The organism is Campylobacter sp. P0103 (assembly GCF_002139545.1).
Taxonomy (GTDB): Bacteria; Campylobacterota; Campylobacteria; order Campylobacterales; family Campylobacteraceae; genus Campylobacter; species Campylobacter devanensis.
In genome coordinates, this window is sequence record NZ_MJKG01000004.1 from 42,813 (window position 1) to 66,204 (window position 23,392).

At 32.6% G+C, this 23,392-nt stretch carries 25 protein-coding genes; 14 read left to right on the forward strand and 11 right to left on the reverse strand.

Going from position 1 to position 23,392, the window contains the following annotated elements; all coding sequences use genetic code 11:
* Window positions 1-88: 88 nt before the first annotated feature.
* Both guaA and CIGNP103_RS05395 read left to right on the forward strand, forming a co-directional pair.
* Window positions 89-1,621: a glutamine-hydrolyzing GMP synthase gene (guaA, locus tag CIGNP103_RS05390; protein ID WP_086268717.1), complete on the forward strand. Its 1,533-nt coding sequence runs from the start codon at window positions 89-91 to the stop codon at window positions 1,619-1,621.
* A gap of 23 nt (window positions 1,622-1,644) precedes the next feature.
* A complete protein-coding gene (locus CIGNP103_RS05395) occupies window positions 1,645-2,280 on the forward strand; it encodes a uroporphyrinogen-III synthase (protein ID WP_086268718.1) in 636 nt (211 codons plus the stop codon).
* Here CIGNP103_RS05395 and CIGNP103_RS05400 read toward each other — a convergent pair.
* From CIGNP103_RS05400 to CIGNP103_RS05425, 6 genes are read right to left on the reverse strand one after another with little or no spacing between them, the layout of a single operon-like run.
* Window positions 2,272-3,048 (reverse strand): undecaprenyl-diphosphate phosphatase, encoded by a 777-nt coding sequence (locus CIGNP103_RS05400; protein WP_086268719.1) that lies wholly within the window; start codon window positions 3,046-3,048, stop codon window positions 2,272-2,274. The two genes, CIGNP103_RS05395 and CIGNP103_RS05400, sit on opposite strands and share 9 nt — an antisense overlap.
* A gap of 1 nt (window position 3,049) precedes the next feature.
* Window positions 3,050-3,658 (reverse strand): thiamine phosphate synthase, encoded by a 609-nt coding sequence (gene thiE, locus CIGNP103_RS05405; protein ID WP_086268720.1) that lies wholly within the window; start codon window positions 3,656-3,658, stop codon window positions 3,050-3,052.
* Window positions 3,655-4,380: a transporter substrate-binding domain-containing protein gene (locus CIGNP103_RS05410; protein WP_086268721.1), complete on the reverse strand. Its 726-nt coding sequence runs from the start codon at window positions 4,378-4,380 to the stop codon at window positions 3,655-3,657. Before CIGNP103_RS05410 ends, thiE begins: the two co-directional genes overlap by 4 nt.
* A gap of 9 nt (window positions 4,381-4,389) precedes the next feature.
* Window positions 4,390-5,115 (reverse strand): basic amino acid ABC transporter substrate-binding protein, encoded by a 726-nt coding sequence (locus CIGNP103_RS05415; protein ID WP_086224786.1) that lies wholly within the window; start codon window positions 5,113-5,115, stop codon window positions 4,390-4,392.
* Window positions 5,116-5,127: 12 nt separating this feature from the next.
* Window positions 5,128-5,856, reverse strand: coding sequence for an amino acid ABC transporter ATP-binding protein (locus tag CIGNP103_RS05420; RefSeq protein ID WP_086242736.1), 729 nt, complete (start codon window positions 5,854-5,856; stop codon window positions 5,128-5,130).
* A complete protein-coding gene (locus CIGNP103_RS05425; protein ID WP_086268722.1) occupies window positions 5,849-6,568 on the reverse strand; it encodes an amino acid ABC transporter permease in 720 nt (239 codons plus the stop codon). The genes CIGNP103_RS05420 and CIGNP103_RS05425 overlap by 8 nt, the downstream gene beginning before the upstream one ends.
* 186 nt (window positions 6,569-6,754) lie before the next feature.
* On the opposite strand from CIGNP103_RS05425, the gene CIGNP103_RS05430 reads away from it, so the two are divergent.
* From CIGNP103_RS05430 to flgG, 3 genes are all read left to right on the forward strand, one after another.
* Window positions 6,755-6,958 (forward strand): hypothetical protein, encoded by a 204-nt coding sequence (locus CIGNP103_RS05430; RefSeq protein ID WP_086238695.1) that lies wholly within the window; start codon window positions 6,755-6,757, stop codon window positions 6,956-6,958.
* An 82-nt stretch (window positions 6,959-7,040) separates the two neighbouring features.
* Complete coding sequence (locus CIGNP103_RS05435) at window positions 7,041-7,856, forward strand: flagellar hook-basal body protein (protein ID WP_086267918.1); 816 nt, start codon at window positions 7,041-7,043, stop codon at window positions 7,854-7,856.
* Between the two features lie 11 nt (window positions 7,857-7,867).
* Window positions 7,868-8,656, forward strand: coding sequence for a flagellar basal-body rod protein FlgG (gene flgG, locus CIGNP103_RS05440; protein ID WP_086268723.1), 789 nt, complete (start codon window positions 7,868-7,870; stop codon window positions 8,654-8,656).
* Between the two features lie 43 nt (window positions 8,657-8,699).
* On the opposite strand, the gene CIGNP103_RS05445 is transcribed toward flgG, so the two are convergent.
* Together CIGNP103_RS05445 and CIGNP103_RS05450 are read right to left on the reverse strand one after the other, a co-directional pair.
* Window positions 8,700-9,842 (reverse strand): hypothetical protein, encoded by a 1,143-nt coding sequence (locus CIGNP103_RS05445; RefSeq protein ID WP_086268724.1) that lies wholly within the window; start codon window positions 9,840-9,842, stop codon window positions 8,700-8,702.
* A 9-nt stretch (window positions 9,843-9,851) separates the two neighbouring features.
* Window positions 9,852-11,351 carry an MBOAT family O-acyltransferase gene (locus CIGNP103_RS05450; RefSeq protein ID WP_086268725.1) on the reverse strand — a complete coding sequence of 500 codons (1,500 nt, stop codon included), beginning with the start codon at window positions 11,349-11,351 and terminating at the stop codon, window positions 9,852-9,854.
* 139 nt (window positions 11,352-11,490) lie between these two features.
* Here CIGNP103_RS05450 and CIGNP103_RS05455 point away from each other — a divergent pair, with 139 nt between their 5' ends.
* Together CIGNP103_RS05455 and CIGNP103_RS05460 are read left to right on the forward strand one after the other, a co-directional pair.
* Window positions 11,491-12,462, forward strand: coding sequence for an agmatine deiminase family protein (locus CIGNP103_RS05455; RefSeq protein ID WP_086268763.1), 972 nt, complete (start codon window positions 11,491-11,493; stop codon window positions 12,460-12,462).
* Window positions 12,462-13,328 (forward strand): carbon-nitrogen hydrolase, encoded by an 867-nt coding sequence (locus tag CIGNP103_RS05460; protein WP_086268726.1) that lies wholly within the window; start codon window positions 12,462-12,464, stop codon window positions 13,326-13,328. The genes CIGNP103_RS05455 and CIGNP103_RS05460 overlap by 1 nt, the downstream gene beginning before the upstream one ends.
* Here CIGNP103_RS05460 and CIGNP103_RS05465 read toward each other — a convergent pair.
* Window positions 13,318-13,914 (reverse strand): M48 family metallopeptidase, encoded by a 597-nt coding sequence (locus tag CIGNP103_RS05465; protein WP_179187290.1) that lies wholly within the window; start codon window positions 13,912-13,914, stop codon window positions 13,318-13,320. The two genes, CIGNP103_RS05460 and CIGNP103_RS05465, sit on opposite strands and share 11 nt — an antisense overlap.
* Window positions 13,915-14,126: 212 nt before the next feature.
* On the opposite strand from CIGNP103_RS05465, the gene CIGNP103_RS05470 reads away from it, so the two are divergent.
* The 7 genes from CIGNP103_RS05470 to CIGNP103_RS05500 are packed head-to-tail and all read left to right on the forward strand — an operon-like array spanning window position 14,127 to window position 21,606.
* Complete coding sequence (locus CIGNP103_RS05470) at window positions 14,127-15,422, forward strand: MFS transporter (RefSeq protein ID WP_086241052.1); 1,296 nt, start codon at window positions 14,127-14,129, stop codon at window positions 15,420-15,422.
* Between the two features lie 8 nt (window positions 15,423-15,430).
* The gene (gene abc-f / locus CIGNP103_RS05475) at window positions 15,431-17,359 is read left to right on the forward strand and encodes a ribosomal protection-like ABC-F family protein (protein ID WP_086268727.1); all 1,929 of its coding nucleotides are present in this window, start codon (window positions 15,431-15,433) and stop codon (window positions 17,357-17,359) included.
* 9 nt (window positions 17,360-17,368) lie between these two features.
* Window positions 17,369-18,748 carry a sodium-dependent transporter gene (locus tag CIGNP103_RS05480; protein ID WP_086268728.1) on the forward strand — a complete coding sequence of 460 codons (1,380 nt, stop codon included), beginning with the start codon at window positions 17,369-17,371 and terminating at the stop codon, window positions 18,746-18,748.
* 6 nt (window positions 18,749-18,754) lie between these two features.
* The gene (locus CIGNP103_RS05485) at window positions 18,755-19,951 is read left to right on the forward strand and encodes a M48 family metallopeptidase (protein WP_086268729.1); all 1,197 of its coding nucleotides are present in this window, start codon (window positions 18,755-18,757) and stop codon (window positions 19,949-19,951) included.
* Window positions 19,938-20,729, forward strand: coding sequence for a peptide chain release factor N(5)-glutamine methyltransferase (gene prmC / locus CIGNP103_RS05490; protein WP_086241056.1), 792 nt, complete (start codon window positions 19,938-19,940; stop codon window positions 20,727-20,729). The genes CIGNP103_RS05485 and prmC overlap by 14 nt, the downstream gene beginning before the upstream one ends.
* Window positions 20,729-21,202, forward strand: a complete 474-nt coding sequence (locus CIGNP103_RS05495; protein WP_086238685.1) for a DUF4149 domain-containing protein — start codon at window positions 20,729-20,731, stop codon at window positions 21,200-21,202. The genes prmC and CIGNP103_RS05495 overlap by 1 nt, the downstream gene beginning before the upstream one ends.
* Window positions 21,202-21,606 carry a YbgC/FadM family acyl-CoA thioesterase gene (locus CIGNP103_RS05500; RefSeq protein ID WP_086241057.1) on the forward strand — a complete coding sequence of 135 codons (405 nt, stop codon included), beginning with the start codon at window positions 21,202-21,204 and terminating at the stop codon, window positions 21,604-21,606. The genes CIGNP103_RS05495 and CIGNP103_RS05500 overlap by 1 nt, the downstream gene beginning before the upstream one ends.
* A 26-nt stretch (window positions 21,607-21,632) precedes the next feature.
* Here the strand turns inward: CIGNP103_RS05500 and CIGNP103_RS05505 are convergent, their stop codons facing one another.
* Both CIGNP103_RS05505 and CIGNP103_RS05510 read right to left on the reverse strand, forming a co-directional pair.
* Window positions 21,633-22,769 (reverse strand): hypothetical protein, encoded by a 1,137-nt coding sequence (locus CIGNP103_RS05505; protein ID WP_086252361.1) that lies wholly within the window; start codon window positions 22,767-22,769, stop codon window positions 21,633-21,635.
* Window positions 22,766-23,386 (reverse strand): uracil-DNA glycosylase family protein, encoded by a 621-nt coding sequence (locus tag CIGNP103_RS05510; protein WP_086241059.1) that lies wholly within the window; start codon window positions 23,384-23,386, stop codon window positions 22,766-22,768. The genes CIGNP103_RS05505 and CIGNP103_RS05510 overlap by 4 nt, the downstream gene beginning before the upstream one ends.
* Between the last annotated feature and the right edge of the window lie 6 nt (window positions 23,387-23,392).

Consider the following 23,392-nt stretch of genomic DNA (forward strand, 5'->3'; position numbering starts at 1 on the left):
TATACAGATTCGCAGCAAGTAAATGTGGCTAATTGATTTATCAGCCAAATTTAGATAGACTTGCACAAATTTAATTTTAGGATGAGTTATGAAAAATGCAGATATTTTGGTACTAGATTTTGGCTCGCAATATACTCAGCTAATTGCTAGAAGACTTAGAGAACAAGGAGTTTATACTGAGCTTGTACCTTTTAATGCTAGCATAGATACTATAAAAGCCAAAAATCCAAAAGGTATAATTCTAAGCGGTGGCCCAGCTAGTGTTTATGATGAAAATGCCTATTTTTGTGATGATGGGATTTTTGCTCTTGGACTTCCTATTCTTGGGATATGCTATGGTATGCAATTAATCGCTTACAAAAATGGCGCAAATGTCGCACCAGCTAGTCACAAAGAGTATGGCAAGGCTAATATCGAGATTATAAAAGAGTGTGAATTTATGAGTGGCGTGGTAGATAATAGCATTGTTTGGATGAGCCACTCTGATAAGGTAAATGAGCTACCAAAAGGCTTTGAAGTGATAGCTAAGAGCCAAAATAGCGAATTTTGTGTTTTTGGAGATTTTGAGCGTAAAATTTATGCTATGCAGTTTCATCCAGAGGTCGCTCATAGCGAGTTTGGGAGTGTGATGCTTAAGAATTTTGCCAAGATTTGCGGGTGCGATAGTACTTGGAATATGGGAAGTTTTGCTAAGACTCAAATTCAAGCCATTAGAGAAAAAGTAGGCAATGATAAGGTGCTTTGTGCTGTAAGTGGTGGTGTGGATAGCTCTGTTGTAGCAGCGCTTTTGGCTACTGCGGTGCCAGAGAATTTGATAGTTGTATTTGTAGATAATGGACTTCTTCGCACTGATGAAGCTAAGCAAGTTGAGGAGATGTTTAAGCTAAAACTTGGAGTGAATTTGATTAGCATTGATGCGAGTGAGCTGTTTTTAAGTCGTTTAAAAGGTGTAAGAGACCCAGAGAAAAAACGCAAAATTATCGGCGAGACATTTATAGAAGTTTTTGATGCTGAAGCTAAAAAGCACACTAATGTGAAGTATCTAGCACAAGGGACATTATACACTGATATTATAGAAAGTAGCGTTGTAGGGGCTTCTAAAACTATCAAAAGTCATCACAATGTAGGCGGACTTCCTGATTGGATGAAATTTGAGCTTATTGAGCCTTTAAGAGAGATTTTCAAAGATGAGGTTAGAGCGCTTGGCTTGGAGCTTGGGCTTAGTCGTGATGTGGTTTTCCGCCATCCATTTCCTGGACCAGGTCTAGCGATACGCATAATGGGTGAGGTAGATGAGCCTAGTCTTGAGCTACTTAGAAAAGCTGATGTGATACTTCAGCAAGAGCTTAAAAGTAGTGGTTGGTATGATAAGACTTGGCAAGCATTTTGTGTGCTTTTAAATGTAAGCTCAGTTGGTGTGATGGGTGATAATAGGACTTATGAAAATGCTGTTTGTATCAGGGTAGTGGATGCTAGCGATGGTATGACGGCGAGTTTTTCTAGATTGTCTTATGATCTATTAGAAAATTGTAGCCGTAGAATCATAAACGAAGTTAGCGGGATTAATCGTGTAGTTTATGATATCAGCTCTAAGCCACCAGCGACAATCGAGTGGGAGTAGAGCGGATTTTGTTAGATTAAAATATGATATATTTAATCTCAAATACACCTTTTGATGATGAGAGCGTGGAGCAAATTTCGCTTTGCGATATTAAATTTAATAAATTTAATATCGATTTGAGTGAATTTGACGCTCTTATAGTTACTAGTAAAAATGGTATTAATTCGCTTAAATTTAACTCTATAATCTTAGCTGATATTTTGGTTTTTGCTATTGGCAAGGCTACGGCACTATCTTGCAAGGAATTTGGCTTTACTCAAATTTACGAAGCGCAAAATTCGCACGGAAGTGAGTTTGGGGCTGAAATTTTAGAGAAATTATATGGTAAAAAAGTTTTGTTTATTAAGGCCAAAGAGACAATTTCAAATTTAGATATATATTTTAATCAAAATGGTATTGATATAACCGTGATTGATGGTTATGAGAATTTAATCTTAAAAAAAGATATATCTAGCAAGCCAAAATCTAACTCAATTTTGATATTCACAAGCCCGATTAATGTGAGGGCCTTTATCCAAAATTTGGGTTGGGATGATAGCTACAAAGCAGTTGCTATCGGCAAAGCCACAGCACAAGCATTAAAGCCATATACAGATCCTATAATCTCTAAATCTCAAACTATTAAAGATTGCGTAAAGTTAGCCAAATCTTTAAAGTGATAGCGACAAAAAGGCTAATCCTAAAATTATACGATAAATCCCAAAACTAATATAACTAAAATGCGCAACAAAACGCAAAAATAGCTTAATAACTATTAAAGCTACGATAAACGCCACAGCAGCGCCGGTTAAAAATATCCAAATTTGGTCTAAATTTGTAGCGAAAATCTCTCTATTTTTATAGCTATCATATATTGTAGCTGCTAGCATAGTGGGGATAGCGAGCAAAAAGCTAAATCTAGCAGCCACTTCACGACTAAGCCCACAAAGCAAACCGGTGATAATAGTAGAGCCACTTCTAGAAGTCCCTGGTATCATAGCTAGGCATTGGCTAAGACCAATTATAAAGGCTTGATTATAGCTGACATTGTGTAGGTGAATTGTGCTAGGAGTGTAGCTAGGGCGTTTATGAAATAGCTCAACAATGATGAAAATAATACCGCCGATTATCAGCATATAGGCTACTGTATTTGGATTAAATAGCTCTTTAATATATTTGTAAGCCAAAAATCCAATAATCGCAGTCGGTATAAATCCGATAATTAGCTTAATCCATAGTGAAATATCACTTGTCAAACGCTCTTTAAAGGCCCACACAACAGCCAAAATACTACCTAATTGAATAACTACTTCAAAACATTTTAAAATTTGAGTCTGCTCAAGACCCAAAAAGTGCGAAGTAAGTATCATATGGCCAGTTGAGCTAATCGGCAAAAACTCACTAAGACCTTCAATGATACCTAAGATTATAGCTGAGATTATATCCATTTTACCCCTTTAATATCGTGTTTAATTTGGCTAGATTTTGCGTGATTGACCCAGATGTATATAGTGCTGAAACAATGGCTATATAATCAATTTTAAGCTCTTTAACGATATTTAAATTTGAGCTATTTATCCCGCCTATTACTGCGATTTTACTAGTTAGGTTATTTTTTGCTTCTTTTATTATATCAAGTGAGCAAATAGACGCATTTGGCTTAGTAGGACTAGCAAACAAAGCTCCAAAAGCTACATAATCAGCCCCATTTTTTACTGCATCTTTAGCACGCTCTAAGTCATTATAACAACTTACTCCTATATATGCATTATAGCCTAAAATATCTCTAGCTTTTTGTAAGCTATCATCATCTTTGCCTATATGAACTCCACTAGCATCTACCATTTTAGCTAGTCGTACATCATCGTTAATTATAAATTTAGCACCGCTATTTTTGCAAATTTGGCTTATATCTTTTAGTAAAGCGATATCGTGATTTTGGCTTTTGTTTCTATATTGGATTATTTTGACCCCACCGGCTAAAAGCTCATTTATTTGAGCTTTTAGAGTGTTTAGTGGGGTGAAGTGTTGATCGGTTAGTGCGTAAATTTGATTCATTTAAGGTCATATTTGATTAAGAGTTTATCATAAGTACCGTTTTCTTTAACCTCTTTTAATCCTGCATTAAATTTAGCCAAGAATTCGCTATCTTTACCTTTATCAAATGCAAATGCAAACCCATCGCTACCATCTGATTCTTCTAAAAAGCTTATGATATCGCTATTTTTCTTAAGATATCCAAATCCTACTGAACTATCAACTATAACTACATCTACCTTGCCAGCTTTTAAATTCATAATTGAACCAGCAATACCTTCAGTTGGTATAACTTTAGCTCCTTTTATAGCGTGAGCTACACCTTCTTGAACAGTACCAAGCATTACGCCAATTTTTAATTTACTAAGTTGTTCTTGATTGGTTATATCTTTATTTGTAGCTAGTTTTAGATATAAATTTTTAGTAAAAAAGTATGGATCGCTAAAATCTACTGATTTTTTTCGTTCTGGTGTAGCACTCATACTAGCTGCGATAGCGTCTATTTTTCCAGCTTTTAAAGCAGGGATTAGAGCATCAAAGCCAATCTTTGTAAATTTATACTCAAATCCAGCAATTTTTGAAATTTCATCTATTAAATCGATATCAAATCCAGCAATTTTACCATTTTCGTTTATATAATCAAACGGAGGATATTCAGCATCAGAGCCTACTATAATTGTTTTAGCATTTAAGCTAACTGCAGTCAGTGCAATTACAAGAATAAATTTGAATATATTTTTCATTATTTAACCTTATTTTAGATTATATTTAACTAAAAGCTTATCATATGTACCATCGTTTTTTAATTCATCAATAGCTGAGTTGATTTTTGCTTGAAGTTCTTTGTGTTTGCCTTTATCAAATGCAAAGCTAAAGCCTTCGCTACCATCTGGAAGATGTAAAAATTCAACTAAATCTGGATTTTGTTTTAAATATCCATAGCCTATTGAGCTATCTACGATAAGAGCATCGGCTTTTGCGTTTTTGACTGCCATAACCGCACCAAATATCTCATCAATAGCCATAACCTTAGCTGATTTAATATCTTTAGCGGCTAGCTCTTGGACTGTGCCTAATTGGACGGATATCTTTTTGCCTTCAAGTTGCTCAAATTTAGTTAGCTCTTTATTATCAGCTCTTTTGATAAATAAATTCATAGTATGATAATATGGTTTGCTAAAATCAACGGCTTTTAATCTCTCAGGCGTAGCACTCATTGCAGCTGCTATAATATCTATTTTACCAGCTTTTAGTGCAGGGATTAAAGAGTCAAATGAGATATTTACAATCTCAATTTTAAAGCCAACTTTTTTTGCAATTTCAGCCATTAAATCCATATCAAATCCAGTAATTTGATTTTGTTCATTGACAAATTCAAATGGCGGATAAGCGGCATTTGTGCCTACTTTGATTGTTTGAGCATTTGCTGCGACTATTAGCATAGCGATGCTAATTAAAAGTTTAAATAGTAACTTCATTTTGTTCCTTTATTAGTGATTTAGTACTTTGTTTAAAAATTCATTTAATCTTGAGTGGGTAGTATCTTCAAATATTGCTTTAGGGCAGCCATCTACTGCAATTATGCCTTTATCCATAAAAAATATTCTACTAGCTACATTTCTAGCAAATCCCATCTCATGAGTTACTACAACCATAGTTAGCCCTTCATTTGCAACCTCTTTCATAATAGATAAAACCTCGCCAATCATCTCAGGGTCTAAGGCGCTTGTAGGCTCATCAAATAGTATAACTTCAGGTTTTAAAGCTAAACTTCTAGCGATTGCAATTCTTTGTTTTTGGCCACCACTTAGTTTGTGCGGATATACATCGGCTTTGGATTCTAAGCCAACTTTTTTTAAAAGTTCAATAGCTCTATCTTTTGCTTCAGATTCACTACATAATTTGGCTTGAATTGGAGCTAATGTTAAATTTTGCATTACAGTTTTATTGGCAAATAGATTAAAATGCTGAAATACCATACTTACTTTTTGTCTAATTTTATTAATATTAACTTTTTTATCTAAGATATTTTGGCCATCTATTATTATCTCTCCATCTGTAGGCTCTTCTAATCTATTTAAACAGCGTAAAAATGTACTTTTACCGCCGCCACTTGGGCCAATTACAGCTACTACCTCGCCTCTATTTATCTGCGTATTTATACCATTTAAAACGCATAAATCACCATAGTTTTTTGTTAAATTTATTGTCTTAATCATGTCTATTTAGCCTATTTTCTAATAATTTTGCCATAACGGAGAATAGTTTAACATTAGCATAATATACCACACCAGCAAATAAAATTGGCTCAGGAGTAAATAGTGTAGATTGCAAGCTTTTGCTCTGCATTGTTAAATCAAATATTCCTATTAATCCTACTACAGATGTCTCTTTAAATAAGCTTATAAATTCATTAGCAAGAGCTGGTAGAATATTTTTAATTGCTTGTGGGAATATTATTAGACGCATTGAAACACTGTAGCTTAATCCCATAGCACGAGCTGCTTCCATCTGACCACGATCGACACTATTGATACCACTGCGAACTATCTCAGCGACATACGCAGAACTATTAAGTCCTAGGGCAATCACAGCTGCATAGAAGTTATCGCTAAGTGTAGCAAGTATAACAAAAGCAAATATCATTAATTGTAAAAGTACAGGCGTACCACGAATAATATCTATATATTCATCTATAAAAAATGATAAAATTTTAATATTTAAGAATTTTAAAAAAGCTAATATAAAGCCCAAAACAATACCGATGCTAATCCCGCCAAAAGTAAGCATAATAGTAGTAAAATATGCATTTGTGTAGGCTGATTTTTGTGCTGATGTAAGCTCATTAGGAAATGTAAGCCACACGCCAATAACAATTATACTAACAGAAAAGATGAATTTAAAAAATTTTTCATTGAGTAATTTAGTCAAATTTATAAACCTTATTTTGATTTTCAAAGTAACTTGCAATTATACATTAAAATTAATTTTTTATAGCTTAAGATTTTTATATGATTATCTTTTTTATTGTTGATTTATGATATTTTTAATATTATAAAACATTAAGATATAATTTAATAGATATTATCAATAAGAGCAAATAATGAGTATAGAGTATTGCCAAATAGTGGCGAAGTAATAAAGCAGAGTAAAAACTCATCTATAATAGAGTTAGCTCAGCTTAGTAAAGATACAAATGATAGAATAAATAGAGCATTGCATAGCAGTATGCCTAAGGCTAAAATAAGTATTCTAAGTAAATATGATAATAGAATGCGATATGTGCGTGGGGGAGTAGCAATCTGTAATTATAACATATAGAAATTAAGGGGGTTCTTATAGTTTAAATTCAAAATTGGAACACAACTTGCTTGGGGACTAGCAAATTAACGCAGGAGCGATTATGCAAAATGGATATTATCAAGCAACTGGCGCAATGGTGACTCAGTTTAACCGCTTAGATATCATTACTAATAACTTAGCTAATGTAAATACTAGCGGATATAAAAAAGATGATGTGGTGATAGCTGATTTTGAAAGAATATTTAAAGAGACAAAGGATGCTTTGCCGCTAGAAAATCACACTAAAGATTCAGCTAAATTTCTAAACCGCACATTAAATAGAGTGCCACATATCAATGAGGTTTATACTGATTTTGGCACTGGTGGGCTAAAGCATACTAATAATCCGCTAGATATATCACTTGGCAAAAATGATCTATTTTTACTAGTAGATAGTCCATCAGGTATAAGGCTGACTAAAAATGGCTCACTAAATTTAGATAGCGAAGGGTATTTAGTTACAAAAGAGGGTTATAGAGTACTGCCTAGCAACTATGCTGCTCAACAAGGATCAAATAGAGGTATTCAAATCCCGCAAGATACTCAAATGACAGTCGACAAAGATGGTAATATTTACGCAGGAGATGAGCCTGTGGGGAGATTTTATATCGCTCAGCCTAGAGAGCTTAGAGATTTACAAAAAGAGGGCGATAATCTCTATAAACTAGATAATATCGATGGCCTAACTGACAATATTGAAAGTGGATCAATCGCTCAAGGCTATGCACAAATTTCAAATGTAAATCCAGTTAAAGAGATGGTAAGTCTAATTGAAACACAAAGAATGGTAGATATGTACCAAAAAGTTATGACAACACATATGAGCGACCTTAACCAAGATGCAATAAATAAACTAGCTTCTATGAGAGCTAATTAAAGGATAAGATAATGATAAGATCACTATATACAGCAGCTACAGGTATGATAGCACAACAAACACAAATCGATACAACTTCGCATAACATCTCAAATGTCAATACTATAGGTTTTAAGAAAAATAGAGCCGAATTTGCTGATTTAATGTATCAAACAATGCAATACGCAGGCACACCGACAAGCGCTACTACAATGAGCCCTACAGGTATGGAAGTAGGTCTTGGCGTGCGTCCGACTGCTATTACAAAGATGTTTGGGCAAGGATATTTCAAAGAGACAAGAAATGCACTTGATATGACAATTGCCGGTAATGGATTTTTCCAAGTCCAGCTCCCAGATGGTACTACAGCATATACAAGAAATGGGGCATTTAAGCTAGATGGCGATGGAAATATAGTAAATAGCGATGGTTATAGACTACTTCCTGAGATGACTATCCCAGCTGATGCTACTGAAATTTCAATAGGAACTGATGGAACTATATCAGTACTTCAACCAGGCAATGAAGAGATGACACAGATCGGTCAAATAGAGTTAGCTAACTTTATAAACCCAGCCGGACTTCACGCTATGGGGGATAATCTATTTTTAGAGACCGCAGCGAGCGGAGCACCAAATATCGGTAATGGCGGTACTGATGGCTTCGGTCAGATCAAGCAACGCTTTGTAGAGATGAGTAATGTCCAATTAGTAGAAGAGATGACTGATCTTATCACAGGCCAAAGAGCTTATGAAGCCAACTCAAAAGCTATCACAACAAGTGATGAAATGCTCCAAACCGTAAATCAGCTAAAACGATAATTTAAATAACTAAATTTGATATAGCCCTATTTATGGGCTATATTTACTGCTTTATCTGCTCTATCTCTACATTTTCTAAAGCTTTGATAAATGGCTCTATATCATAGGATTTGATCTTTTGCTCCATTGTTTTTAGATATTTATCTATGTTTTGTGGAGTTAGGATATTTGTTTGATTTTTTATAGCGTCGAGCTGGATTGAATTTAAATCTATGTTATAGTGGCTTAAATCGTTGTAATTAGCTATATCATCAGCATAATCTAAATCATCAAATCCATATACTTTGACATTTTCTAGTTTGCTAGTTTCTTTAATAAACCATTTTAAAATTTCGCTCCATGTGTAAAAAAATATTGAGTTATCGTCTGTAAAATTATTTTCTATTACATAAAATAATCTAAGATATGGTGGGATAATGATTGAAAATTTAGTATTTGTGTATTTTTTAATGAAATTAATTAAATATCGATTTATATATTCTTGTTGTTTGGTGATATTAATCATATTTGGTTTTTTGAGATTATGAAATTTAGAATTTTTGATTGCTAAAAGTGTTGGTTTTACTCTCTCATCATTTTTATGTTTTATCCAATTATCAAATCCACCAAATCTATGTTTATTTTTATTATACCATGAAGTAATATTGTGGATTTTATACTCACCTATACACTCTTCTTTATCTAAAAATAATACTATGCATTTTAACATTTCTTTATTTAGATAAATTTTAATATCATCAAACGGATTTTTATTGTATAAATAATCAAAATGTGATACATCTTTTTTTGAGATTTTCACATTATAAAATGGATCTAATGAGTATATAATGTGTTTAGGTGGCGGTATTTGCCTTAAAAGATAGTCTGTGATTACAGCACTTTCATTAAGATAACTATCCAATAAAGATATATTGACAAAATTTCCACCTATTTTTTGATTTGCTTGAGTGGCTGAAGTTGTCTCTAGCATTGAGGTGCCTATTATATATGAGTCAAATTTATAATGTTTTATAATCCCTAAAGCTTGTCTTCTCATATTTGTAAAAAATGTAGTCTCTCTAAAATATGGCTTATGAAATATCTGAAATGGGTCATAAATATATGTTAACCCAAGAATTATAACTACAAAAGGCAGTGGATATAATAAAGAAATAAATATAAATTTTTTCGCATTTTTATCTGACATGTTAAAACCTTAAAAATTAAAATATATAAACTCTACATATGGAGTTATGCTAAGTGTGATGAGTGCTATATATAGTAACAATCCAGCGAAAATTGCGTTTTTTAAATTTGGCTTAAATGAATTTAGCATCTCAATGCTATTTTTGCGCATTAGAGTTATGATTAGTGCGATGATAAGATATATGATAGTATCATTTCTACCGCCAATTTGCTCTAAAATAAAAGGAAATCTAAGCTTTTGTGGTAGTTCTATCCAGACAACCCCAAACATTCCTTTAAGTAAATTTAAAGCCCCATCTAAGTTTTGACTTCTGAAAAATATCCAAGTGATATTTAAAAAATTAAATGTTATAAACCAGCAAAAAATTTTATAGATTTTTGAATTTGCGTATCTTAATGAGATATCAAAATATAGATAAATTCTATGAATCACCATAGCAACGCCATGAAGCGCACCCCAAATCACAAATCCCCATCCAGCACCATGCCAAACACCGCTTAAAAATGCTACGATAAATAGGTTTCTTAGGGTTAAAAGTTTGCCGAATCTATTACCACCAAGTGGTATATATAAATAATCTTTTAAAAATCTTCCTAAAGTGATATGCCATCTTCGCCAAAAATCAGTGATATTTAATGATTTATATGGTGAGTTGAAGTTTATAGGCAAGATGATACCAAACATCAGCCCAAGCCCGATAGCCATATCACAATACCCACTAAAATCAAAATAGAGCTGAAAAGTATATGAAAGCGATGTTACCCATGACTCTATGATATTCATTACCCCGCCATTTTCTACATAGCTAAATCCAGCATTAGCCCACTTCGCAAAGCTATCTGCGATAAATACCTTTTTAAATAGTCCAATACTAAAGATAAATAGCCCTTTGGCTATGGATTGATATTGAGTAGGGATAGTCTCATTAGCTTTAAATTGTGGCATCATCTCTTTGTGATGGACTATTGGTCCGGCGATTAATTGCGGAAAGAAGCTGATAAACAAGCAATAATCTATAAAATCTATCTTTTTACCATGCTCCCTTAGGTCATTGATATCTACATTTTTATAGCAATCAGTTAAAAATGCGATCTGCTGAAAAGTGAAAAATGATATAGCTAAAGGCAAAACTATATGTGGCAAGGGGATATTGAAATTTAAATTTAAAATTTGATTAAAGAGATTGAAATTTTCTAATAAAAAATCTGTATATTTGAAAAACCCAAGTAAGCCAAGATTAAGGATAATTCCAATGATTAAAAGGCTCTTACCTCCCCCCAATTTGGCTAATTTGATAGATAAAATTCTACTAGCGATAAGGTAATTTATCAAAATCGACCCAACCAAAATAGGCAGATACAAAACATTCCAAAAAGCATAGAAAAATAGACTTCCTAGGACTAAAAATATATTAGAAGCCCTATGATAATTAAGGTATTTTAATAGATAAAATCCAACTATCATAACAGGCAAAAAGCCAAATATAAAAGCATAAGAGCTAAAAACCATAAATCTCCTTTTGTAAAAATAGCCCAAGATAATAGCAAAAAATTGCTAAATTTAATCTATAGTTTATTGGATTTTAAAATTTATTTTGTTATTCTTTTGGGATTTAATTAAAGGTATTTTGATGGCAAATTTAGTTAAGATTAGAGCCTTTGGCGAGTGGGAAGACCAAGAGCTTTTGATGCTTAGCATTCCGCATATTAATAGCGATTGGGCTGAGTATTTAGATGAAATTTTAGATAGCTATGAAGAGTTAGTAAGGGTGGTTAGTAATTACCAAAAAGTGCTATTGATCGCCCCAAATTCAAGTGATTTTGATAGGTTTAAAAAGTATAAAAATTGCGAATTTTTACAAATCGATACCGATGATACTTGGATTAGAGATTATGGTGCTATCGATGTGAATTTAGATGATGAGATTATCAGCTATGATTTTAAATTCAACGCTTGGGGCGGAAAGTTTAAAAGTAGCAAAGATAATGCACTAAATAAGAAGTTATTTGAGTATTTTGGAACTAAATTAGAAGAGATTAATTTGATTTTAGAAGGTGGAAGTATAGATTTTAATGGTGATGGAGTAATGCTTACAACCACTGAGTGCTTATTAAATGATAATAGAAATAGACTTAGTAAAGATGAGCTTGAGATAAGGCTAAAAGATCTGTTTGGGTTAAAAAAGATAATTTGGTTAAATCATGGATTTATAAAAGGCGATGATACCGATAGTCATGTAGATACTCTAGCTAGATTTATTGATAAAAATACAGTAGCTTATGCTGCTTGCTATGATAAGAGTGATGAGCATTATGAAGAATTAAATTTAATGAAGCAAGAGCTTGAAGCAGCTGGGTTTAATCTTGTAGCTCTACCATTGCCAAAACCTGTAATTTATGAAGGCAAAAGACTTGGCGCTACATATTGCAATTTTATATTTATAAATAATGCTGTAATTGTACCAACTTATGCAGATAAGGTGGCTGATGAATATGCTATAAATGCTCTTAAAAATGCTTTGCCTAATAAAGATATAATAGGTGTAGATAGTAGAGTCTTTATCAGGCAAAATGGTAGCTTACACTGCTCAAGCCAAAATAGATTTAAAAGGATAAAATAGTGAAAGTAGCATTAATCGCACATAGATATTATGGGGACAAAGATAGCACAATTAAGTATACTACACAGATGATTCAAAAAGCCGCCAAAGATGGAGCGCAGCTAGTCGTGCTTCAAGAGCTTCATCAAGGGGCGTATTTTTGTCAAGATGAGAGCGTGGGTAAATTTGATCTAGCAGATGATTATGAAAAAGATAAAATTTATTGGTCTAATGTAGCTAAGGATAATAAAATAGTGCTAGTAACTTCGTTATTTGAGAAGAGAGCTGAGGGCTTATATCACAATACTTCAGTTGTCTTTGATAGCGATGGAAAAGAGGCTGGCAAATATAGAAAGATGCATATCCCTGATGATCCAAATTTTTATGAGAAATTCTATTTTACGCCAGGTGATTTAGGTTTTAGGCCTATTGATACGAGTTTAGGTAGGCTTGGGGTTTTAGTTTGCTGGGATCAGTGGTATCCAGAAGCGGCTAGATTGATGGCTTTAAGCGGGGCTAAAATCTTGATATATCCAACGGCAATTGGATGGTTTGACGGAGACGATGAAGCGACTAAATCGGCTCAATTAGAAGCTTGGGTAGCAGTCCAAAGGGGGCATGCTGTAGCCAATAATCTACCTGTTATCGCTGTTAATCGTGTAGGATTTGAGAGCGATGAGTGCGGTGGTGGGATTAGATTTTGGGGGAATAGTTTTGTTTTTGATGCTCAAGGCGTGGAGCTATTTAGAGCCAATTCCACAGATGAGATCGTCCAAATAGTAGATATAGATATGAAAAAATGCGAAGAAGTTAGGCGATGGTGGCCGTTTTTAAGAGATAGAAGAGTTGAATCTTACGGCGATATCACAAAAAGATTTATAGATTGAGCCTATCTTTGAAATCAGGCATTAAAGAGTAGATAAAATCATAAAACTCCTTTTGGTGGTGCGCATAGATGAGGTGAGCTAATTCATGAAGCACCACATACTCTATAAATCTCTTATCTTTTTGGATTAGCTGGGTGCTGAAATTTAAATACCCTTTTTTACTATTGCAGCTCCCCCACCTTGTGTTCATCTTTTTGATTCTTATGGCATTTATAGGTCTATTTATTTTAGGATTATATATATTTATATACTGGTTTATTAGATCTTTTAATATGCTATTTGCGTAGTTTGTAAAAGTTTGAATATCTGGTGTAAATATTTGATTATCAATAATTTTAAAATCTGGTGAAATTTGAATTTGATAGCTTTTACCTAGAAATTTTATAGAGTTTGGGTCTGTTTTTGGGATTTTTGATAGGGTTCTTTCTATCCATTTAGTATGAGATGAGATAAAGCTTTCTATCTGAAATTTGCTTGCATTGAGTGGAGCTACTAGCTTAATATCGCCAGTTTTAGTAATCTTTAAGCGTAGATATTTTACCCGTTTTTTGCTATATTCTATTTTAAAACCCTCATACTCTATCAAGCTAATTCCTTAAGATTAAATTTCAAGATTTTATTTCAAGATTTTATTTAAATTATTGCTATATTTATTAAAAAATATTCAAAATTTAAGTTTTAAATTTAAATATTTTTTAAATAAATAGTATTTGATTTAATATTTGATTTTATTATTAAACTCTATTTTAGTAATGCTTTTGTATAATACTAGATTTAATTTTTTAAATAAGGAACAAGATGGCTAGATCATTTAGTAGATCAGACATTAGAATTTTGGGGCTTTCATCTCTTGGTGGAATGCTTGAGTTTTATGATTTTATTATCTTTGTATTTTTTGCTTCTTATATATCATTGCTATTTTTTCCGGCTGATTTAGATCCATTTTGGGCTATTTTTAATACATATGGCACCTTTGCTGCTGGATATTTAGCTAGGCCGATTGGTGGGGTGATTATGGCACATTTTGGGGATAAAAATGGCCGTAAAAATATGTTTATGCTCTCTATTTTGCTTATGGTTATTCCTACATTTTTATTAGGTATTATGCCAACATTTGAAAGTATTGGATATTTAGCACCAATTATTTTAGTTATTATTAGAATTTTACAAGGTATTGCAATTGGCGGAGAGCTTCCTGGAGCGTGGGTATTTGTTAGTGAGCACGCACCTCGTGGAAAGCTATATACTAGCATAAGCATTCTAACAGCAGCAGTTGTAGCTGGTATCTTGCTTGGTAGTTTTGTTACTATGATTGTTAAAGATATTTGGAATGATAATGAGATTAGAGATGGGATGTGGAGATTACCATTTATTTTAGGTGGTGTCTTTGGGATTATATCTATATATCTTAGAAGATATTTAAGTGAAACTCCAGTATTTAAAGAGATGCAAGAGAGAAATGAGCTTGATAAAATTCCTTTAAAATCTGTATTTAAATTTCATAAAATTGATAGTATCGCATCTATGCTTATTACTTGGGTTTTAACTGGATGTATTGTTGTTCTTATACTTTTAATGCCAAATTTTATGCCTAAGGCATTTAACGCTGATGGAGTTGAGTTAGGGCGTCTTACAACTATATATATGCAGATGGGTGCTATAGTTCTTTTATGTTTTGGTTGTTTCATTTATGGTAGATTAAGTGATAAATATGGTATTGCTAAAACTACTTTAGTATTGGCTTTATTATTTTCAATTAGTGTTTATGCCTATTTTGATGCGCTTTATAGTGGGGCGAGTTTTGAGATGGTTCTAGGGCTTTATTTGCTTAGTGGCTTACTGGCTTGTGTTGGTCCATGTGGAGCGCCATTTTTAATGATTGCAATATTTCCTAATAAACTTAGATTTAGTGGGATTTCATTTGCTTACAATATTGCTTATGCTATAGCTGGTGGTGTTACTACTCCATTTGCTACTGCTATGGTATTTAAATTTAACCCTATGTATTTGGCGTATTATATGGTAGTTCTTGGCTTTATAGCTGCTGGTTGTAGTATATGGTTTATGCTTAGACGCAAAGATCTTAACATATAGGAATTGATATGGCTCTTATTGATCTTATAGAAGTTAGTAAAAAATTTGGCGATAAAATTATTTTAAATGAGACGAATTTCAGTGTAAATGAAAAAGAAAGAATCGCCATAATAGGTAAAAATGGTGGCGGTAAGAGTACATTAATGAAGATCTTGCGTGGAGAGTGCGAGATTGATAGCGGTAGAGTGATAAGGCAAAACTCAATAAGTATTGAGATGTTAGCTCAATCACCTAAATTTAATGATAATTTAAGCGTAAAAGATGCATTAAATTATGAATTAAAAGAGATATTTGATGCTAGAGATGAGTATGAGAAAGTTTTAGCTCAAATGAGCAATGAGCATGAAAATCCTGAATTGCTCCACCTCCAAGATGGGCTTGTTAAATTTATTGAGTCTAAAGATGGTTGGAATATAGAAAATAAAATTGAGAGAATTTTAGATAGTTTTGGCCTTAGAGAGTATGAAAATAGGCTTGTAAATAGCTTAAGCGGCGGAGAGATACGCAGGGTAGCACTTGGTGCTTTAATATTAAAAAAACCAGATGTGCTTTTACTTGATGAGCCGACCAATCATCTTGATGTTTATATGGTGAGATTCCTTGAAGAGCTATTATTAGCCTCTAATCAAACAATTGTATTTATTAGTCACGATAGGTATTTTATCGATAGACTTGCTACTCGTTCAGTTGAGATTGAAGATGGAGCATTAAGAAGTTTTGATGGAGGATATGCTAATTATCTAACCAAAAAAGAGGAAATTCTAAGAAGCTTAGCTAAATCTCACGAGACACTAATAAAAAATTTAAAAAGCGAAGAAGAGTGGTTAAGACGCGGTGTAAAAGCAAGGCTAAAACGCAATGAAGGTAGAAAACAAAGAATCTTAGCTATGCGTGAAGAGGCTAAGAAAAATCCAGGATTAATTAGAAGAGTTAAACTAGAGCTAGAAAGAGCTAGTAAGAGTTTTAATGGTGGTGGATTAAATCAAAATCGCAAAAAGATGCTATTTGAGTGTAAAAATTTATCTAAAACTATAGATAATAAGGTACTTTTTAGCGATTTTAACGCTAGGGTTTTACAAGGTGAGCGCATAGGAATAGTAGGTAGAAATGGTAGCGGTAAATCTACTATGCTAAAGATATTGCTAGGAGAGCTAAGCCCAGATAGTGGTGTAATCAATCGTGGCGATATCAAAATTGGCTATTTTGATCAAAGCAGAAAGAGTATTAGTGATGATAAGTCCTTAATTGAGCTATTTTGCCCTAATGGTGGCGATCATATAATGGTTCGCGGAAGAAATTATCATGTGTATGGATATCTTAAAAATTTCTTATTTCCAAAGGAGTTTTTAGACAAATCTGTGGGCGTACTAAGTGGTGGAGAAAAAAATCGCCTAGCTCTAGCTCTTCTTTTTACTAAAGAATATGATTGTTTAATTTTAGATGAGCCAACAAATGATCTTGATATCGCTACTATTAATATATTAGAGGAGTATCTGCTTAGCTTTGAAGGAGCGATATTAATAGTAAGCCATGATAGATATTTTATAGATAAGATTACTAATAAGCTTTGGGCGTATGAAAATGGCAAAATCGAGCAAATTTATATGGAGTATAGTGAATACTTAGATATAGAAGAGGAGCTAAATCAGCTAAGTGATATAGAATCAGAGCTAGGTCAAAACATAGAAACTAAAGAGAAACAAAAAACATCTAAGGTTAAACTAACCTATAAGCAAAATCAAATCCTACAAAATCACCCAGCACTAATAGAAGCTTTAGAGAGCAGAATAAGTGAATTGAATCACGCTCTTTCAACCCCAGAAATTTACCAAAAAATAGGCTTACAAACTTTATTTGAAGAGCTTGAAGAGAAAAAGGGTGAATTGAATTTGCTAGAAAATGAGTATTTTGAGGTGCTTGAGCTTTCTCAAAATTAAGGGATATCAATGGTAGAAAATAGACAAACTTGGAGTTCTAGACTTACATATATTTTAGCTGTTGCTGGTGCTACTATCGGCTTTGGCGCTACTTGGCGTTTTCCATATTTAGTAGGCCAAAATGGAGGCGGAGCTTATGTTCTTATATTTTGTATAGCGATGATTGTTATTGGCATTCCAATGATTTTGGCTGAAAATGCCATAGGTAGAAGACTACATATCAACTCAGTAGATGCATTTGGTGGTTATGCAAATGGTAAAAAAGTAAATCCATTGTGGAAAATTGTCGGATGGATGGGGATTTGTGGTGCCTTTGGTATTATGGCGTATTATATGGTAATTGGCGGTTGGGTGTTAGATTATATATATAATATTATTGTTGGTGGATTTGATATTTCACAGCCAATTAGTGCTACTGTAACAGCTGAGTTTTATGAGACAAATATTATTAATTCGCCACTTGCTATTGGTATTATGACGGCTATTTTTGTGCTTATTAATTATATTATATTAGTAAAAGGCGCAGTAGATGGAATAGAGAAGGCTGCTAAATATCTAATGCCATTACTATTTATATTGATGCTAGCTATGGTTGCTAGGAATGTCACACTTGATGGAGCTATTGAAGGTATTAAATTCTATCTTACGCCTGATTTTAGTAAAATAACTATGAAGCTATTTATCGATGTTTTAGGTCAAGTTTTCTTTGCATTATCGCTTGGATTTGGGGTTATGATTACACTTTCTAGCTTTTTAAGAAAAGATGAAGATCTTATAAAAACCTCAGTAATTACTGGGGTTGTAAATACCGTAATTGCTGTAGTAGCTGGATTTATGATATTTCCATCTTTATTTACTTTTGGAATTTCGCCTGATAGTGGGCCTAGCTTGGTTTTTAAAAGTTTGCCAATTGTATTTTCTAATATGTTTGCTGGGCAGATTATGGCTATTGCGTTTTTTGGGCTACTTATGATTGCGGCACTTACTACTTCGTTGCCAATTTATGAGGTTATTATTACTGTTTTAGAAGAAAAATTTAAAATTAAACGCCATAATGCTATTGTGTTAGTACTTAGTGTAATTTTTGTAGTTGGCAATATCCCTTCTTTGATGGCGACAAATATCCTATCAGATATTACAATTTTTGGTAAAAATATATTTGATGCTTATGATGCTATTAGTGCTACTATATTTTTTGTGCTAACTTCTTTGTTTTGTGCGCTTTTTGTTGGTTGGGTGCTAAAAGATGAGGCTAAAGCTGAGATAATGTATGGAACGAAAAGCTCAAAAACTATTGTAAATATGTGGTTTTATTATGTTAAATTTGTAATTCCATTTATAATCTTAGTTGTATTTATTAGTAGTTTTTATAATAATTTTTTAAAGTGAGTTTTTATGCTTGAAATTTTAATTACTTTGTATGCTTTATTTACAATTTATAGAGTGGTTTTAAGTATCTTACAGATAAATTACATTAAAAGATGTAAGGAGCCAGTAGTATTGCCTGAGGCAGAATTTCATAATGCCGCAATCGTAGCAATACAAAAGCAAAAATTTGAGATAATTCATAATATTTTTCTATTTATTACTGTAGCTATATGGAGCATATGGGGCGCTAGTGCTTTGGCTTCTAGCCTTAGTGGTATAGAGATGGTTATGGTAAGAGATGCTTTGCTTGTTGCTTTATTTTTAGTCATTGGAGCAGTAATTAACCTACCTTTTGAGATATATAGTAAATTTGTAATGGATAAGAAATTTGGCTTTTGCAATAGCACAGTTGGGCTTTTTGCTATGGATTTTATTAAAACTATAATAATGATTTTTGTATTTGGATTTGGAGTTTCATGGATTTTATTAAATTGCTATGAGTTTTTAGGGCAGAGCTGGTGGATATGGGCTTTTGCGATTAGTTTTGGATTAATTTTGTTAGTAAATTTGATATATCCGACAATTATTGTTCCAATATTTAATAAGATTACTCCATTGCAAAATGATGAGTTAAATTTAGCTATAAATAATCTATTAAACTCATGTGGATTTAAAAGTAGTGGTATATATAGTATGGATGCTAGTAAAAGAGATAATAGATTAAATGCTTATTTTGGTGGGATTGGAGCGACTAAGAGAGTAGTATTATTTGATACATTAATAAACAAACTTGATAAAAATGAGATTATAGCAGTTCTTGGCCATGAGCTTGGTCACTTCAAACATAAAGATATAATTAAAAATATAGCCTTAATGAGTGCGGTTTTATTTGGTTTTTTTGCAATTTTTGGAAATATTCCAGTTAATATTTATACCGCACTTGGATTAGAACAAAGTGGTGGCGGATTGTTTATCTTTTTCTTGCTATACTCTTCACTTTTTATGGTGGTTGTAGAGCCTTTAATATCGACATTTTCTAGGTCGCATGAATTTGGCGCTGATGAATTTGGCGCTAATAAAACTAATAAAGAGTATATGATATCAGCTCTTAAAAAACTTGGTAAAGAAAATAAATCTTTTCCACTTTCTCATCCATTTTATAGTTTTGTATATCATTCACATCCAACCCTATTTGAGAGGCTAAAGCGTCTTGAGAATTTGTGATGGTTTGAACTTAGCCAAGGAATTTGGTAATCGTTTTGCGTACTTATTAATGGAGTTTCATTTAAAAAAAAGTAGAGAGTGGATATTTTTACATTTAAATGATGAGTTGGCTAAAAAAGATAAATTCATAGAATTATTAGATAGATATAAAAATGGAGAGCCATTAGAGTATATTTTTGGTTGTTGTGAGTTTATGGGAAGAGATTTTGAGGTAGGGCAGGGAGTTTTAATCCCAAGATTTGAGACTGAGATTTTGATAGAAAAAGCCCTAGAGATAGCTAGTAAATTTAATGCACCAAGGATTGCTGAGATTGGTGTTGGGAGTGGAATTATTAGTATATCTTTAGCCTTAGAGCTTAAAAATGCTAAAATAATTGCTACTGATATTAGTCCAGATGCACTCAAGTATGCTAAGATAAATAAAGATAAATTTCAAGTCGATATAGAGCTTATAGAGTCAAATTATCTTGATAAAGTTAATGGTGATTTTGATATTATTATCTCTAATCCGCCATATATTGCAGCCAATTATCCGCTGGATAAATGGGTTTTAAGTGAGCCAAAAACAGCATTAATAGGTGGTCAAATTGGTGATGAGATATTAAAAGATATTATTAATCTAGCAAAATCTAGAGCTAAATATTTAATTTGCGAAATGGGCTATGATCAAAGAGAATCTATGAAAAATTATCTTGATAAGCTTGATTTTCAAAGTGAGTTTTATACCGATTTAGCTGGATTAGATCGTGGGTTTGTAGCTTATAATAAAGGAAAATAATGGTTAAATTTAGAAGTTTTTATCTGCTTTTGCTTGGTATTTGTATTGGTGCTGAGCTTGCTATTGGGATATTTATGGCGCCTGTGATATTTTATCCATCGCAATATATTGGCGAAGGAGTTTTGAGCCACTATCAAAGCGGTCAATTAATGACTCAAGTATTTTTAAAATATAATGTGATGTTGACATTTATCTCATCGCTAATTTTTCTTTTTGAGATTATTAATTTGAAAAATAGCGAGAGTTTTAATTATAAAATTAGCGCATTTTTCTTAGCACTTATTATAACTCTTTTGGCTATGTCGTTTGTATTTTATTTCACGCCATATATTCTTCAAGCTCAAAAAATCGGCGCTGAAGCGACTGCTACGGCTGAATTTGCTAGTATGCATAAAGCTAGTGAATTTGTGATGAAAGCAATGATGTTGGCTCAAGTGGCACTATTTTTCATTAGAGTGCGTAAGGAGAGTTAATGGGATTAAAGGTTAGAATTTATTACGAAGATACAGATAGTGGTGGGATAGTATATCATAGCAATTATATTAAATTTTGTGAGCGTGCTAGAAGTGAGATAGTATTTGCTTCGGGAATTGAATTTAATGATAGTCGTCACTTTGTAGTTACAAAGCTTGAAGCGCACTATTTAAAACCTACTGTTTTAGGAGATATATTAGATGTTCAAACCAAGCTTGTCAAGGTTGGCAGTGTAAGTTTAACCCTAGCTCAAGATATATATAAAGTAGCAAACATTAAAGGAGAGTGCGAGCGTGAATTGATATTTCGTGCAAAGGTTATAGTAGGGTTTATTAGCGATGGAAAGCTCTCTAGACTTGAGCCAGAATTTGCTAGAGTTTTTGGCCGGTTAAATGAACATTAAAGCTAAGTAATAGGATTTACCTATTACTACTCATCAAAATAAAATCCATAATTTCCAGCACGCATAATATTTATATTGTATTGTATTTGATTATTTTGCATCTCTTCTTTAAAGATAGCTTTTGCGCTTTTGTTTATGTAGTTTAGATATATAAAATCCATTCCAATCATTGTAGAGTAAGCCACCCAATCATAATCAAGCTTTTCTCCTAAAATAGCACTAAGTGTCTCTAGCTGGCTATCAGGAGTCATTATGGAGTTAGCAATATACATATTTTTACGATCACCACTTTGAGTAAGGCTGATTAAAGCGCTATTATAGTTAAGCTGAGTTGAGAGCAGTATGTGAGGTGTAAGCTCAAATACTCTAAATTGCGAACTAAGTAGTGCGCTTTTAATTAATGGAGTATTTAAAAATATAGAGCTATTTTTAACTTTATAATTATTTTTTAAGAAATTTAGCTTTATATCACTACCTTCTATATTCTTAATATATGCTTCATTTGTGTTATTAGTAACTAGATTATTTAGCATATCTGAGACTCTACTACCATCGCCAAATGCGGTTATTTTATGGTTGGCTTTTGTTAATAGCTTTTGAATTTGTGCTTCATAATCAATGCCACCAAAGAATAAATTTGATCTTGGGTTTGAAATATTTTTGATATTGATTGTTGGAATGTAAAATATTAAATCATCATAATCATCGCTATTTACAATCTCTAAGCCGTTTGTTGTTAGTGGAGCAATAAGATATTTAAATCCAGCATTTTTTGCTCTGTTTATAGCTAAATTTAGATTTTCTGCACTCTCATCACCGCTATAAAATATCTCAATATGCGAACCAACATCACGTTTGAAAATATATGCAAAAACTGAATCACTTACTACTACAGAGTAGCTTTTTATTACATCTTGAGGAATTATTAGGGCAACTTTTATATCTTTGCGGCCAATCTCAATCTCTGGAATGGTTGCAAGCTTTTTAATACCAGCATAGTAGCTCTTAAAAGGTTCGCTCATAGTTAGCGGAGTGTAGATAAATTGGATAAAATCAACCCCACGAGATAACTCTTTTAAGCACTCTTTATCACATCTAGATTGCGAATTTGCCTGTATGACTGCTATAAAAATCATAAAAAATGAAATAATTAAATTTTTCATAAATATCCTTTTATTTTTTTTAAATCTGCTATAAACTCATTAGCTTTACTAGGATTTTTGTCTATCCAAGCGTTATCAAAAGTCGGCATATAAAGTGAATTTTTAAGTCTATAAATGCCACCTCTATGGCTCTCAAATGAGCCATTTTTAGCTAGTTCTTTAAAACAATTTAATCCAAAGCTTACAATAAATTTAGGTTTAATGATTGCAAGTTCTTGGTTAAAAAACTTTGTACAAATATCATTATAATACCAATTATTCTGCTTATTAATACATTTTAAAATATATGTAAAATATATCTCATTTGCGTTAAGTCCAGCTAAATTTAAATATCGCAAAAGCGAATCATCAGGAGTACAAAGACCATTTTTATCGCTTCTAACATTTGGACTATCAAGCACAAAAACTACACCACTACTAATATTTCCACTACCAATGACTGCGTTAGTTCGGCTTTTGCATAGCTGGCAAAGATTACAGCTTTTTATTTGTGTATTTAATAGCTTTAAAGAGTTAAACTCAGATATTTTATGTGGTAAAATCTCATCAAAGCTAACAAATTTAAAACCCATTGTACGCAATATCTCAAGCTTGTAAATGGTATAATTTTTATCCATTATACT